The sequence below is a fragment of the Actinoalloteichus sp. AHMU CJ021 genome (genome assembly GCF_002895405.1).
GTDB classification, from domain to species: Bacteria; Actinomycetota; Actinomycetes; order Mycobacteriales; family Pseudonocardiaceae; genus Actinoalloteichus_B; species Actinoalloteichus_B caeruleus.
Genome location: NZ_CP025990.1, coordinates 5,548,593 through 5,563,893, shown reverse-complemented (window position 1 = coordinate 5,563,893; position 15,301 = coordinate 5,548,593). Strand labels below are relative to the sequence as shown.

8 protein-coding genes are annotated in these 15,301 nt (G+C 74.2%); 3 read left to right on the top strand and 5 right to left on the bottom strand.

Annotated elements, in window-relative coordinates; translation table 11 throughout:
- Positions 1-18 precede the first annotated feature (18 nt).
- From C1701_RS23480 to C1701_RS23460, 5 genes are all read right to left on the bottom strand, one after another.
- Positions 19-390 (bottom strand): helix-turn-helix domain-containing protein, encoded by a 372-nt coding sequence (locus C1701_RS23480; protein ID WP_103056624.1) that lies wholly within the window; start codon positions 388-390, stop codon positions 19-21.
- Positions 391-495: 105 nt separating this feature from the next.
- Positions 496-2,235, bottom strand: a complete 1,740-nt coding sequence (locus C1701_RS23475; RefSeq protein ID WP_051314382.1) for an acyl-CoA dehydrogenase family protein — start codon at positions 2,233-2,235, stop codon at positions 496-498.
- Entirely contained in the window at positions 2,219-7,873 is a 5,655-nt protein-coding gene (locus tag C1701_RS23470) for an SDR family oxidoreductase (protein WP_337661907.1), read from the bottom strand. The genes C1701_RS23475 and C1701_RS23470 overlap by 17 nt, the downstream gene beginning before the upstream one ends.
- Positions 7,870-9,222: an acyltransferase domain-containing protein gene (locus C1701_RS23465; protein ID WP_103056622.1), complete on the bottom strand. Its 1,353-nt coding sequence runs from the start codon at positions 9,220-9,222 to the stop codon at positions 7,870-7,872. Before C1701_RS23465 ends, C1701_RS23470 begins: the two co-directional genes overlap by 4 nt.
- A 22-nt stretch (positions 9,223-9,244) precedes the next feature.
- Positions 9,245-10,069 carry an SDR family NAD(P)-dependent oxidoreductase gene (locus C1701_RS23460; RefSeq protein ID WP_211237625.1) on the bottom strand — a complete coding sequence of 275 codons (825 nt, stop codon included), beginning with the start codon at positions 10,067-10,069 and terminating at the stop codon, positions 9,245-9,247.
- Between the two features lie 1,422 nt (positions 10,070-11,491).
- Between C1701_RS23460 and C1701_RS23455 the strand changes: the two genes are divergently transcribed.
- The 3 genes from C1701_RS23455 to C1701_RS23445 all read left to right on the top strand — a co-directional run bounded on the left by C1701_RS23455 (position 11,492) and on the right by C1701_RS23445 (position 15,280).
- Positions 11,492-12,079 carry a GNAT family N-acetyltransferase gene (locus C1701_RS23455; protein WP_337661906.1) on the top strand — a complete coding sequence of 196 codons (588 nt, stop codon included), beginning with the start codon at positions 11,492-11,494 and terminating at the stop codon, positions 12,077-12,079.
- A gap of 39 nt (positions 12,080-12,118) precedes the next feature.
- On the top strand, positions 12,119-12,712 hold the full coding sequence (locus C1701_RS23450; protein ID WP_026420599.1) for a TetR/AcrR family transcriptional regulator: 594 nt from the start codon (positions 12,119-12,121) through the stop codon (positions 12,710-12,712).
- 1,461 nt (positions 12,713-14,173) lie between these two features.
- On the top strand, positions 14,174-15,280 hold the full coding sequence (locus C1701_RS23445) for an alpha-hydroxy acid oxidase (RefSeq protein WP_103056620.1): 1,107 nt from the start codon (positions 14,174-14,176) through the stop codon (positions 15,278-15,280).
- Positions 15,281-15,301: the final 21 nt, after the last annotated feature.

Below are 15,301 nucleotides of genomic sequence, written 5' to 3'. Positions count from 1 at the left end.
CCCCACCGAGCGACGCGGTCAGCCGGGTGGCCCCCCGAGGAGCACGATCACGGCCTGGGTCCGCCCGGTGACGCCCAGCTTGTGGTAGATCACGTAGAGGTGGTTCTTCACGGTGCGTTCCGAGATGCCCAACACCTGGGCGATCGTGCGGTTGGGCATTCCCCGGACGAGTAGATCCGCCACCTCCCGTTCGCGGTCGGTCAGCCGTGCCCAGCGGACCCGCTCGGGTCCGGCGCGGTGGGGGCCGTCGATGGCGTCGCGGCACCGCACGAGTTCCCGGACCTGGGCCAGGAGGCGGCACGCCTCCTCCTGGTGGAGTTCGGCGAGCCGGACCAGTTCGGCCACGCCCAGGGCGCGGGGCCCGGTGTCCTCGGACGGCGACGGGTTCATGCGCGAGGCTCCTTCCCGGTGGGGCGGGCGGCGGGGAGTACCGACGCGGAGCGTGCCGGGACGGGGCGGGTAACGGTGCGGCTCTCCCCGGCCGGTGGGCGGGGTTCACCGGGGCTCGGATGGCCCGGCCGACCCGGGTGGGAGGTCGAGGAGGTCCGGCACGGCGTCGAGGTCGGCCACGGCCTGGTCGACCAGCGCGTGCTCCCCGCCGGCGAGTCCGCGCAGCGCCTCCGGGGTGAGCAGGCCCTCGGTGAGGTAGAAGTCGGCGTGGCGGAGCAGGACTTTCGAGGCGTGCAGGGCGCCGAGGGTCGCGGCCAGTCGGGCGGCGCGGGCCGGGACGGACCGGTCCGGCGGGGCGAGGGCGGATTCCACCAGCAGGGTGGCCGCGTGGGCTTCGGCGAGGTCCACGCCGAGCGGGCTCCGATCGTTCCACGCGTCGAACCCGGACTGGCCGTGTCGCCGTGCCACCCCCAGCTCGCTGGTCAACCGCTCGTGCAACGACCGTTCCCGGGCGGCGACCAGCGCCGTCCAGGAGGTCGGGGTGGTCGGGGGCCCGGTGGGGCCCTGCGCGGGCGGTGGCGCGTAGTGGTCTCCCCCGGCGAGGGCACGCGCCGCTTCCAGGGTGATCAGGTAGCCGTCCCCGGCCGCCGGGCCCAGCATGTGCGCGAGCCCCTGGTACTCCACCCACCGGCCGGGGCGGAACATGCCGTGCGCCCCGCACCGCAGTCCGCACTCGCCGATGACCCGCGCGGCCAGGGCGCTGGCGGTGGCCTTGACCAGCCCGCAGGTGCGGTTCAGCCCGGGTCCGGGCCGCCAGGCGGGGTCGTCCGCGTCGGCCCGCGCTCCCCCGGACCAGGCGGTCTTGACCCGGTCCACCAGTCGGGTCAACGCGTAGGAGTCGGCCAGCGCGAGGGCGAGGGGACGCCGGTGGGCGCGGTGGTCGAGGACCGGCCGTTCGACGGTGAGGGGTGAGGCGGTGGTCCGGTGCCGGTTGTGGCGGAGCGCGTTGACGACGCTCGCCCTGGTCACGGCGGCCAGGGCCGCCGCCGAGGCGACCCAGGCGCCATGCCGGATGTCGAGGGACCGGCGGAGACGCCGTTGTCCGCCGCCGAGGGGATCCTGCGGCACACCGGCGTCGTCGAGGTGGGCGTCGTCGGAGAGCAGCGCGTCCCGGGGCAGCCGCAGGGCGTCGAACTGGATGAGGGCGTAGTCCAGGGGTAGCAGCGGCGCCTCGGGGAGTGGGACCACGTGGACGCCCTCGGGGGTGCCCTCGGCGGTGCGGATGGGCGCGACGAAGGGGAACACGCCGTGGTCCCGCCCGCCCCCGCGGAGCCGTGCGTAGACGACTCCGGTCTTCGGCACTCCGGGCAGCCCCACGTTCGGCATGAACTTCCTGGCGGTCTCGTCGGGTGTGGTGAGCACGAAACCCCCGGTGGCGGGGTCGTGGTCGGCGACGGTGCGGATGCCGAGGTGGCTGTTGCCCCGCCCGACCTCGGTGACCAGCAGGGCGCCGAAGGCGCGCATCTCGTCGAGGTCGCGCACGTGCCGCCGTGCCCGGTCCCCGCCGAACTCGACGACGGCGCCCAGGCTCAGGCACACGTGGAGGGTGAGGGCGAGGAACAGCGGGGGGTCGGTGACGGCGGCCCACTCCAAGGCCATGAACAGCCGGCGCGGTCGTGCCAGGAGTTCACTGCCCGGGGGCAGGTGCTCGCCGACGACCCGCAGCCGGTCGTAGGTCAGGGCGCAGCGCCGCTGGTGGTCCAGTCCTGGGCGGTCGTGGAAGACCTCGTGCTGGGACAACGCGACCAGCAGTGCCCGGAACTCGGGGTCATCCTCGATCCGCATCGCGGCTCTCCTCCCTGTGGGTCCTCCTCGGCGTGGACACTCCCCGCACCAGCGCCAGTGGGCGGCCGTCCGCGCCGAAGGCGGCCGCTCCCCCTCCCGTGGTGGCGTGGACGCGCACGCCGTCGGGGTGCGCGTCGAGCAGCGCGGTGTCGTTGGCCTCGGTGCGCACCTCGATCCGGTCGACGCCGGCCGGGACGGGTAGGCCGGTGCCCTCGCCGGGCACGCGGTCGGCGAGGAGGCAGCACTGGAGGAGGGCGTCGAGGAGCAGCACGGGCAGGCGCAGTCCGGCGAGGCGTTCGGCCCACGGGTCGAGGTGGGGCCGGAACGTGGCCCGCGCCCACCCGGGTCCGGTGTGGACGTCGGTGAGGGAGGCGAAGGGCGGGTCGAGCGCGACGGGGCCCTCCCCTCCGTACCGGAACCGGGTCGCGGTGCCCACGGCAGCCGGCGGCGTGGTCGTCGCGGGCTGGGGGGCGTGGTCGGCGGTGCCGATCGTGGCCTCGGCGTGCAGCCGGTCCCGCCGCAGGACCTGCCCGTGGGCGACGACGTCGGCGCGCAGTCGGACCCGGAGGCCGTCGCCGGTCCGGTCCACCCGCACCGCGACGGCGCGGCCGGTCGTGGCGGGGAGGGTGAGGGGTGCGGGGAACCGCAGGTTGGTGATGACGAGCGGGTGCCCGGCCGGGTGGGGGCGGCCGGTCGCGGCGAGCGCGATCTCGGCGACCCAGGCTCCGGGCAGGGTGGGCGCGCCGTGCAGCCGGTGCCGGCGGAAGTAGTCGTCGAGTTCCGGGTCGAACCGCCACGTCAGGGGGCCGTCCCCGTCCGGGGCCACCTCGACGGTGTGGCGGCGGCTGGTGGCGAGCAGCCGGCGTTCGGCGGTGCCCAGGTGGGTGACCAGGGGCGTGGGCAGGCCGCGTCGGAGCTCGTCGAGGACCAGGTCGGTGCCCTCCTGGTCGGACACCCCGGTGAGCGCGCCCTGCCGTCGGAGGAGGCCGAGGACGACGGGTTCGGCGGCGAAACCCGACTCGTCCCACAGGGGGGAGGCGATGGTGGTCTCACCGCCGTCGAGGCAGGCCGCGCGCCACAGGGCGGTGGCGTTGAGCACGTCGTTGGCGGCGCAGTAGTCGGCCTCCCCCGGCCAACCGAGGACCGCCAGCAGGGATCCGAGGTTGAGCCAACGGGCCGGGGGGTGCTCGGCGAAGGCGGCGCGCAGGTTCAGGTAGGCGAGGAGTTTGGTGTCGCGGACGGCGCGGGCGGTGCGCGGGGAGGTGGTGGCGACGCGTCCTCCGCTGTGGCGGCCGGCGGCGTTGAGGAGCAGGTCGACCCCTCCGTGCGCGGCGAGGACGCGTCGCACGGCATCCCTGGTCTGGTCGGGGTCGGTGAGGTCGCAGGAGACGAAGTGGACGCGGCCGCCGGGGAGGTGGTCGGCCAGCTCGCGGACGGTGCGGGCGGTGGTGGCGGCGGCGACGAGCCGGTCGCGCTCGGCGACGAGCCTGGCCACCGGCGCGGTGGGTTCCTCGTCACGGCGCCGGGTGAGGAACGCGGCCCGGTCGGGTGGGGCGGCGCCGCCGGGGGCGTTGCGGCCGAACAGGTACACGGCGGCCGGCGCGGTCTCGACGGCCAGCCGCGTGAGCAGCCGCGCGGTGAGGCCCCGGGTGCCGCCGGCGGCCACGATCACCCCGCCGGGTGGCAGGGCACCGCCGGCGGGGGCTGGTCCGGTGGCGGGCAGGAGCCGGTACTCCCGGCGCCGGCCGGCGGAGTGCGCGACGACCGCGAGGTCGTGGGCCCGGGCCGACTCCAGCGCGAGGAGGTCGAGGGCCGCGACCGGGTCCCGCGAGTCGGTGGCGACGGCGAACGCGGTCGCCCGCGGCATCTCCCTGGCCAGGGCCTTGACCAGCCCGGTGAAGGGGCCGGTTCCCGGGTGGAGGGCGTCGCCGCCGAGCGCGTCGGCCAGCAGTACCGCGTAGGAGGAGTTCGGCCGTCCGCGCCAGCGCCGCGCGGCGAGGAACGCCAGGTCGTGGGTGGCGCGGAGCTGGTCCAGGGTGGACAGGTCGGCCGGTGGGGCGTCGGTGGCGCCGACCCTGACGAGGACCCGCACGTGGTCGAAGGTCCGCGTCTCGGGGAGCAGACCGGCGAGTGCCTCGGTGGTGGGCTGGTCGCCGGCGGGCGCCGGCCGTGGGGCGACGACCACGGTGGCGTCCGCTGGCAACGCGGAACTGGGGACCAGGTCGGCGTGGGAGCACACCACCAGGCTTCCTCCGGGCAGCGCGGGCAGCGGGCGGCGCACCCGGCGGGGCGGGGCCACGTCGAGCTGGCAGGTCACCCTGGTCAGCGGGGCCCGGGGCGTCGGGCCGCCCGTCGCGGCTGGCTCGGTGTCCGGGGCGGGTACCGGGGGTGGTGCTGGTGGGTTCGGGCTGGTGACGTCGAGTCGCGGCCCCATCCCGGCCTGGGAGGAGATGGTGGTGGTTCCGCCACCTCGGCTCAGGTGAGCGACCAGCGCCACCAGCGGGTCGGCGCCCAGGTAGGTGCGACCGGAACCGGCCAAGGGTGGGTGTTGGCGGGGTGCGCCGCTCGGGTCGGCGGCGCCGAACCTCGTCCGCAGCCGGGCCAACGCTGGCAGTGCGTGGCTGCGTGCGGTGGACTCCCTGGCGAGGACCACCAGGAAGGCGCCCTCGGCCGGGGTGTCCGACTCCCCCGCCGATTCCAGCACGCGGCGCAGCTCCTCGGTGCTGTTGCCGTTGACCGCGCCCACCACGGCGAAGTCGAGGTCGCCGTGCCGCAGGTAGCGTTCGGCGGTGCGCAGGGCGTCGAGCGCGGAGTCCGGGCCGCCGTCGACGGTCACGGCCAGTCCCCGGAAGTTTCGGTCCGAGGCGAGCCGCGAGGCGATGATGTTGGGCATGATGCCGGGGAAGGAGTCCTCGGTGGCGGCGGGGACCAGTGCGCGCACCTCGTGGCCGAGCCGGTCGAGGGCGTCGTCGCGTTCGCGGGCCGAGTGGTCGGGGCAGCCGGCCAGTGCGCGGTCCACGTCGCCCAGGTAGCAGCGCAGGGCGTGGTGCACGGCTCGGCGGGTGGGCCCCAGGTGGCCGATGACCACTCCGGTGGTGTCGCCGGCGGTGTCGAGGGCCGCCTGGACGGGTGTGGGCAGCGCGGCCGCCGCTCGGAGCACCATGATCTGGGTGCGGTCCATTCCGCGCAGCGTGGCCGGGGGCAGCCGGACCTCCCGCCACCCGGGGAGCGGGTAGTCCTCCCCGAAGGTCGTGGCGGGTGGGGAGCCGGTGCCCCGCAGCCAGGCGTCGCCGTGGTCGCCGGGCAGGTCGCTGGCCCAGCCGAGGACCACGATGTCCTCCGGTGGTGGGGGCACGGCCCGCCTGTCCTCGGCGTCCTCGGCGTCCTCGGCGTCCTCGGCGAGGATCAGGTGGGAGTCGGTGCCGCCGAACCCGAAGGAGGAGACGGCGACCCGGCGGACGCCGTCCCTCCCGGCGGCCAGCGCCCGGTCGGAGCTGGCGGCGGGCGGGTGGAAGCGGCTGTCGCGGACGGCGTCGATGGGGTCGACCAGGTAGGGCTGCGCGGGTGCCTCGCCCCGGGCGAGACCGGTGAGCGCCTGGCACACCGAGACCACGCCGGCGGCCCAACCGGTGTGGCCGACCACCGCCTTGTTGGAGGACAGCAGCGCGGAGCCGCCGTCCCCGGCGACCTCCCGGAGAGCGGCCAGTTCGGTGCTGTCCCCCGCCCGGGTGCCGGTGGCGTGGGCGATGACCCAGCCGACGTCCGCCGGGTCGACCCGGGCGGCCCGGTAGGCACGGCGCAGGGCGAGGGCCTGCCCGGCGGCGTTGGGCGCGTAGATGGCCTTGCCCCGCCCGTCCCCGGCCAGGCCCAACCCCTCGACGACGCCGAGGACCCGGTCCCCGTCCGCCCGCGCCCTGGCGAGGCGTTTCAACACCACCACCCCGGCACCGTCGGAGAACAGCACCCCGTCGGCGGCGCGGTCGAAGCAGCGGACGGTGCCCGAGCGGGACAGCCCCTGGAGCTTGGAGAACAACACGAGGTCACGCGCGGTGTAGGCGAAGGCACCACCGCACACGGCCAGGTCGACCTCGCCCGCGCGCAGTGCCTTCACCCCGAGGTCCAGGGCGTAGAGGGAGGAGGAGCAGGCGGTGTCGACCATGAGCACTTCGGTGTCGTCGGGCAGGATCCCGGTGACGGCGTTCCTGCCGACGCGGTGGGGCAGGAACTCGTGCGCTGGTTGGCCGAGCCGGTCGTAGCGGCGCCGGAGCGCCTGGACGACCGGGGCCGGGGTCCGGGGGCCGAGCCGGTGGAGGTACCCGGCCAGCACCAGGTGCGTCTCGAGGTCCTGGCTGCCGTCGGCGGTGTAGCCGAAGGCGGCGAGGCAGCGGTCCGCCACCCCCCGGCGCACCCCGTCCAGGGCGGTGTGCAGGCAGTGCCGCAGCCAGAGCGTCGTGGCCTCCCGCGACTGGTGCGAGCCGTCCGCGAGTTCGGCGGCCAGTCGGGGGTGGGGGCGGAAGTCGGTGATGAAGCCGGAACGCGGCGAGTAGGTGCGGTCCTCGGCGGCGGGGTCGTGGGAGTAGAAGGACTCGACGTCGAAGAGCACCGGCCGACGGAACACGTTCCGCCCGTCGGACAGCACGGTCCACAGTCGTTCCGGGTCGTCGGCCCCGGGGGTCACGACGCCGCTACCGACCACGGCGATCCGCGCGTCGTCGTCGGCGCGGGCCCGGGTGGTGGTGGGACGCGCGGTGCCCCCAGTCCGGGCTGGTGGTGTTCCGAGCGCGGCGTCCGCCCTGGCGGGCGGGTCGTGCCGGGGCGGCTCGGCCGGCGGCGGGGGCGCGGCGAGCGGTTCCGCGCCGAGGACGGCGGCGCCGAGGGAGAGCCCTCCGTCGGCGACGACGGTCTGCCCGGTGATCCAGGAGGCGGCGGGCGAGGCCAGGAAGACCACCAGTTCTGCCAGTTCCTCCTCCCGGCCCAGCCGCCGGCCCAACGGGGTGGCGGCGCGGACGCGGTCGGCGAGCCGGCGCGCGTCGGGGAACAGGCCGGCCACGGTGCCGTCGAGCAGGCCTCCCGAGGCGGTGTTGACGCGGATGCCGTGCGGGGCGAACTCCACGGCCAGGTAGCGGGTCAGCGCTTCGACGGCGGCCTTCGTGGTACCCACCGTCGCGTAGTTCCCGATCACCTGGGAGGCGCCGATCGAGGACAGGTTCACGATGGAACCGCCGCCGCGACGCGCGATCAGCGGCGCGGCCCGGTTCGAACACCGCAGGGTGCCCCGCAGGTTGGTGTCCACCGCCCGCTGCCAGTGCGTGTCGTGCAGCTGGTCCAGGGGTAGCAACGCTCCCGACGCCGCGTTGTTGACCAGCACGTCCACGCCGCCGTGGCGGCGCTCCACCTCGTCGAACAGGCGCTCGACCTGGTCGGGACGGGCCACGGAGGCGCGTAGCGCCTCCACCGAGGCCCCGGCGGCGGTCAGCTCCTCGACCAGGCGCGGTGCCTCCGCCGTGGCGTGGAAGTAGTTGACGACGACGTGCGCGCCTCGGCGGGCGAAGGCCGAGGAGATCGCCCGGCCGACACCTCGTGCTCCTCCGGTGACGACCACGACCCGGTCGGCGAACTCCGTGGCGGCGGCGCTCACCGGCGTGCCTTGGCGGCGGCGACGTGGTCGGCGACGTGCCGCAGGGTGGGCAGTTCCCAGACCGGGAGCTCCGCGGCCCCGGCGGGCAGGCCGAACCGGTCCGCGACCCGGCCCAGGAGGGAGGTCTGCTTCAACGAGTCCACCCCGAGTTCGGCCTCCAGCAGCGCGTCCTCGGTGAGCAGCTCGGGCGGGTACTCCAGGGTCTCGGCGTAGAGCGCTCGAAGCTCCACCACCAGGTGTTCCCGGTCCGGAGCGGCGCCGACCGGGGGCGGGACCAGGCCGGGCGGAGCGGCGGCGGGGCGGACGTCCGTCGGCTCCGGTTCCCGCGCCGGGGCGGGGTGGGACGGGACCGGCTCCTCCTCGGCCTGGATCGGTGTGGCGCGCGGCCGGGCCACGGAGGTGAGCGCGGCGCGCAGGCCGGCGTCCTCCTCCTCGGGGTCGAGGAGCGGGGCGGTGGTGCGCACCCCGGGAACGGTGTGTTCGACGCACCTGGTCAACGTGTTGAGGGCCCCGCTCTCGACGTAGGTCGTGTAGCCCCTGGAGTGCAGGGACCGCACGGTGTCGGTGAACCGCACCGGCAGTACCAGGCACTCGGCCAATGCCTGTTTGAGGTCGTCGTCGTCGGTGTACCGGCGGCCGTGCACGGGCGAGTGGACGGCCGCCTGGAGGGGGAGCTGCCGGGCGTCGGCCATCCTGGCCACGAAGTCGGCGACGGCGGGCCGCATCGTGGGGTGGTGGGAGGCGTAGGGCAGGTGCAGCCGGGCGTGGGGGACGTCGAGCACCTCGGCGAGTCGTTCCACTCGGTCCAGCGCGGTCGGGGGCCCGGCGAGGACGGTCTGCCGGGGTGCGTTCAGGCAGGCGACGACCAGCTCGGGTTCGTCGAGCACACCGGGGACGTGGCCGGCTGATTCCTGGTCCATGCCCACGGCGGTCATGGCGCCCCGGCCTTCCCAGGGGCGCAGCGCCGCGGCTCTGGCGCACACCAGGGTGACACCGTCGGCGAGGCTGAAGGCACCGGCCGCCACGAGCGCGGCCATCTCACCGAAGCTGTGGCCCACGAGCAGGTGAGGACGTGCTCCGCGTTCGGTGAGGACGCGGTGCACGGCGACGGAGATGCCGAAGATGGCGAGTTGGAGCACTTCGGCGGGTTCGGCGAGCAGCTGGCGGATCGATCGGGGTTCCCCGTCGAACAGCGTGGTCGACACCGGTGGCGCGCCGGCCAGCACGGCGGCGGCGTCGATCTCCTGGAAGGTGGCGTCCACCTGGGGGTGGGAGCGCCGTGCCCGGCGGAGGGCGCCGGGCGAGTAGGCGCCGAGACCGGGGAAGAGGAAGACGGAGCGTTCGGACACGGCAAGTCCTTCGGATGCGTGGTCAGACGGGGAGGCGACCGAGGTCGAGGAAGCGGAGCAGCTGGGGGCCGCCGACGTAGGAGGCCGTGCCGTTGTCCGCGACCACCACGGTGCCGGTGACCGTGCGGGAGGCGTCGCCGGCGAGGTAGACGACGGTGCCGACCATGTCCTCCGGGTCCTCGAGCCGGCCGGCGGGCACCGCCGACAGCAGGCCCTGCGCGGCGTCGGGATCGGCGAAGAAGGTCGTGGTCAGGTCGGTGCGCGTCCAGCCGGGGGCCACGGCGTTGACCCGCACGCCGGCGGGCCCCCACTCCGCCGCCAGGGTCCGGGTCAACGAGATGACCGCGGCCTTCGTCGCGCCGTAGTGGGAGAGCAGGGGGATGCCGTTCACCCCGGCGATGGACGACACGTTGATGACCGAGCCGCTGCCTCGCTCGACCAGGTGACGACCGAAGGTGTGGGTGACCCAGACGAGGGATTCCAGGTTGAGGCGCAGCACCTGGCTCCAGTCGTCGGGTTCCAGATCCAGGAACGGACCGGCGTGGCTCATCCCTCCCGCGTTGTTGACCAGGATGTCGGGTGCGCCGAACTCGGCGAGGGTGGTCCTCTCGGCCGCCCTGATCTGGTCGAGGTCGGTGACGTCGCAGGTGAGGACGAGTGCTCGGCGCCCGAGGTTCTCCACCTGGTCGGCGACGGCCTCCAACCGGGTGGTGTCCCGTGCCACGAGCGCGACGTCCGCCCCGGCGGCGGCGAGGCCGGTGGCGACCGCCGCTCCGATGCCTCGGGAGGCTCCGGTCACCAGTGCTGTCCTGCCTCGCAGTCCGAACAGGTCCATTGCGGGGGGCATCGCTTCTCCTCTGCTGGGTACGCGCGGCGTGGTGCACGCCGCCGGATTCGACGTCGTCGTTCGACGGTCGCGAACCGCGCGGTGACAGTGGGGAATGGGATGTGCGGACACGGCCGACGGCGCTGGGCGACCGGTGGGCGCGTTTCCGGGAGTCGGGGTTTCCGCCGGCGTCCCCGGCCGGGTGCGCGGGTTCCTGCTGGGTGACCCCGTTTGTCGGGAAATCGGGTGGATGTTTGGTATCTCACACGTTCTCCCCCGACCTGTGTACCCCCATTGGGGTGGCCGTTTTTCGCGCGGAATAGGGGAGGCACCCGGTCGATTCGCTCGTCCCAGTACCTTGGAACCAGGCCGACGGAGTGATTTCCGCGCGAATTGCCATACCCCGGACAGCGGCGACCGCCGTTATTCTTCTCACGTTCCGCTGCCAGCGGGCGCCGTTTTCGGGGAAACATTGGTCGGACGGAGTGATCTCCCTTCCCTTTCGAGTCCTTCGTGGCCGTTCGGGGCCACTGGTGGCGGAGGCCGCTCGTCCCGGTACCAGCGGGCGGGCGCCCGGCGCGGGACGTGGTGCGCCGAACCGGGGCTTCTGGTGAGCGGGCGGCGACCAGCGGCGGGTGGAGCACCGGGGGCGGGGCTGGTGTCGTCGTTCTCGGCCCGGATATGCCGGTCGGGCGGGGCGGCAGCGTGCGCCGGGACGGCGAGGAGCCCCCGGCTCGAGGCATCGGCGGACCAGGTGGCGGGGCGGTCTGGGCGGCGCGGTGCCATGTCGACCAGGGTGGTGGCATTCCGCCATGCGTCAGTGCTGTGCCCGACGGTCAGTGGTGACGCCGCGCCTTGCTGGTGCTCCCCGACGCGGTGCTCCTCCACCGGTCGCGGCGAAGCACGGGGCGCCTTTTCCGGTGCTCGTCCGGCCTGGGTTCGCCGAACTCCTCGCTCGCCGCCATCGGTGACCACAGCCCGGCTCGTCCCCGTTCTTCGTGGCCATTCCGACGTCGCGGACGCGAGGAGAACGAGTTCCCGGAACACGGTCCCTTTCCGACGAGCGAGAACGTTCGCGGGCTCCGGTCTCCCGCGCCAAGGCCAAGGCCGCCCGGATTCGACCGGCCTTTCCGCCTCCTCGTCTCCGGTTGGCGCGAGCGCGGCGACCCGCCGACGCGTCGAGGAGTTCCGGGCCCGTGAGCGGCACCGGCTCCGCGGATGCGGGCACCAGCAGCCGGGGATGTGACCGGCGAGCCGGCACGGACGCGGGCGGGGGCGCTGATCCCGTTCGCCCCGAGGCGCGCGGGCTGGCGAGCGACCTCCTCGAACCACCCGGCGGCGCCCACCCGCCACCCGCAACATAGAATGAACAGAAGTTCACCCTATGATGGCCGCCATGACCTGGGACGACAGCGGTCGCCCCACTCCCACGGAAGGACACCGATGATCGAGGTCATCCCCGCACGCGACTTCGGGGCTGAGCACCGCCGCGCCGTCACGGAGGTCTACGTGGACGCCTTCGGCGCCGACTTCACGTACTTCTCGAAGGACCCGAAGCGGCTGGCGGCGTTGTTCGAGCCGATGATGGCCCCGGAGCACTTCCACCTCGCCGTCGTGGACGGCCAACCCGCCGGCATCACCGCGCTGACCGACGGCCGCCAGCAGAGCGTCCGCCCGGACAGGCGCCAGTTCGTCCGGCAGCTGGGGTTGGTGAAGGGCACCATCGGCGCGGCCGTGCTCAGCAGGGAGTTCGGCAAGACCCTCGACCTGCCGGCGGACACGGCGTCCCTCGAGTACGTCGGGACGGCCGCGGCGCACCAGGGCAAGGGCGTGGCCACCGCGCTGTTGACCCACCTCATGCGGGTGTCCGGCCACCGCCGCTACGTGCTCGAGTACATTGCCGACACCAACGTCGCGGCCCTGCGCCTGTACCGGAAGCTCGGCTTCGTGGAGTACCGGCGGATACCGGTGAAGCACACGAGGTTCAGCGGCATCAACCACTACGTGTCGATGGAGTGGGAACGCCGGTGACGGGTGTCGCACTGGTCCCCCGACCCGGAAGGAGGAAGCGTGCCCCGCCCCAGCGCCCAGTACGAGGCGATGCGGTCCGCGACCCTGGCCAGGGTGCACACCGCCGCCACCGCCCTGTTCACCCGGCACGGGTTCGCGGCCACCAGCGTGCGGGACATCGCCCGCGAGGCCGGCATCAGCACGGGGCTGATCTACCGGCACTACCCGTCCAAGGACGAGCTCTTCGACGCGCTGGTCCGTCAGGCCACCGACGGACTGCGCGACGCGGCCCGGCGGCTGCGGGCGGAGGATCCGCCCGAGCGGGTGCTCACCCGCTTCACCGAGGACTTCCTGTCGGCGGTGGCCCGCGAGGAGGGCTTCGCCGAGTTCTCCACGCTGATGAACCACGCGGTGGCGTTGCCGGTGCGCCCTCCCTCGACGGGGAGCCTCATGGAGGAGCACGTCGCGCTGCTCGACGCCCTCGTCGACCTCGTCGAACGGGGGCAGCGCGAAGGCGGGTTCCGCCCCGGCCCGCCGCGCGAACTCGCGGTCGCCTACCTCGCGACGCTCGGTGGTCTCGCGATGATGAAGGTTTCCCTCGGCGCGGAGCTGACGGTCGCGAGCTCGACGATCGTCAACTCCCTGGTGTGCTGAGAACGCCGCCGCCGTGGCGCCACCCCATCCCGACACCCCGGCGAGCGGTCCGGCCCGCGTTCCACGGCGTTCCGGGTACGAGTCGCCCGCGACGACGAGACGGTGGGCGCGCACCCGTTCCCGACAGCGGAGTCGAATGGGCGCGCGACGCCGTCGATCCGGGTGCGGCACACCGCGGCATCGGGTGCGTGATGACATCCTCGGGGTGGGTATCCGTGGGAGCAGGTGGGGCGAGGACTCTGGCGGGCGGGACCGGTTTTCCGGCAGCCGCCGTTTCGGACGCCGAGCCCCGGTACGAATGCGGAATGGAATGCGCATCGGACAAAGGGAAGTCGCCGTTACACCCGGCGGAGAACAGCCCGTGAATGTTCACCCGGGAGCTCCGCCCGTTCACCGACCGGCGGTGCTCCGTGGCGGGCGTGGTATGACAGGGCGCCGCGCCACCTGGCGGACGGGGACTCCGCCTCGGTGCTCGTCCCTGGTCCGCCAACCGGTGCGGCCCGGACGGGAGTGAACGGCGGGACGGGCTCGCGCCGCCCGCTCCCCCGACCGACCGGCCTGAGCGAACGGTCGGAGCCGGCCCGGAGTTCGCCTCGTCCGCCGGCGGCGCCACACACGGACCTGAACCGGACGTCGCGGGCGGACCACCACCCCGCACCCACGCCCCTCGGTGCCCGCCACCGGCACTCCAGGCCCCCCACCTGCCCCAACCCGGGTACGGCACCGGCATGGCCCACTGACCAGCGGTCAGCGCGACGCCAGGAGGGGCGGTGGCGACGAGACGCCGTTCCGGTCCGGCGGAGCGACCGCACACGCGCGAGGGCGCTCTGCCCACCGGGCGTACGGCGACTGGGACATCGGAACCAGTCGAACCCCCGGAAACACCCGGGAACACTACGACGTTCAGCCCCACGATTCCCGTTCCACGCCGACTGACTTCGCTCGTCGACGACGAACGGCGTCCGGCACGAACTCCCCTTCCGGCCACGTCGGAACACCGGCGGCATTGCGCTTCACCACCGGTTTCGCCGCACTCGACCCACTCCGGTCACACGCCCCCCTGATCTTCACCCGACCCGAAAACGAGTAACGGGACGACCCAGGCCGATCAGCCGGCGCGAAATAAACCCGCGCCTTCCGACCCTTGACAGGTTTTGCCGCCCTGGTTAGCGTTTCAACGGTTTCACCGAATCGCCGCACGAATGCGCCGACCACCAGCTCTTCGTTCGTAGTCAGCCGCACCGACCAACCACATCGGCGCGGGAAGAAACCATGCCCTGAACACACACGCGTTCTCGGGGCGGATGGGGGAATGGTGAGGACACCCATGTCCGACGGACTGGCGACCGACCGTCGTGAACCCGACCCCGACCGGGTCGCTCGTCCGACGGCGGCCGGCGGCCGCCGGGGGGTTCGCGCTCCCGCCGCCGTTCCAGGAGTCCCGCCGAGAAGTTCCCACCCGTGACGGCGCCGCGCCCCCGGGAGGCCGTCGACCTCGCTGACGTGGAACGAGCCGCGGCAGCGCTCCTGGCACCGGAGGTCCGCGACTTCGTCGCCGGCGGCAGCGGCATGGAACGCACGCTCGCGGCCAACCGGGCCGCCCTCGACGCCACCCACGTCGTCCCAAGGGTCCTCACGGGCATCGACTCCACCGACACCAGCGCGTCGCTCGTCGGGACGGCGGCCAGGTTGCCGGTCGCGGTGGCCCCGATGGCCTACCAGTGCCTGCTCCACCCGGAGGGGGAACTGGCGGCGGCCCGCGCGGCCGCCGCCCGAGGAGTGCCCTTCACGGTCAGCACCCTGAGCAGCCGAACCGTCGAGGAGCTGGCCGAGACCGGCGCGGCGCTCTGGTTCCAGCTGTACTGGCTGCGGGACAGGGGCCTGGTCGAGGAACTGCTGGACCGCGCGGAGGACGCCGGCTGCCAGGCTCTGGTCATCACCGTCGACGTCCCCGTCATGGGGCGTCGGGCGCGGGACGTGCGCAACGGCTTCGCGCTGCCCAGCTCGGTGCGGGCCGCGCACCTGGACACCGGGCCTACGAGCCACGCGCACGTCGGCCGAGCGGGTTCCTCGGCGGTGGCGGACCACACCGCGCTGGCCTTCGACCCGACCCTGGGATGGCGCGACCTGGAGTGGCTGCGCGGCCGCTGCCGTCTTCCCCTCGTGGTCAAGGGAGTCCTGGACCCCAGGGACGCGGCGCGCTGCGCCGACCTGGGCGCGTCCGCCGTGGTGGTGTCCAACCACGGCGGACGGCAGTTCGACGGGGCGCCCCCCACCGCCGTCGCACTGCCCCGGGTGGTCGAGGCGGTCGGGGACGCGGTGGAGGTGCTGGTCGACAGCGGCATCCGCGGCGGGTCGGACTTGGTGCGGGTGCTGGCGCTCGGCGCCCGGGGTGCGCTCCTCGGCAGACCGGTCCTGTGGGGACTCGCCGCCGACGGGCAGCGCGGCGTGACCCGCGTGCTCGACCTGCTGCGGCTGGAGCTGGAGCAGGCCCTGCTCCTCGCCGGGTGCGCCGACCTCGCCGACGCCGGGCGGCTGGCCACGCAAGTCCGGTCCGACCCGTCCTGACGACCGCCTCGGTTCCGAACG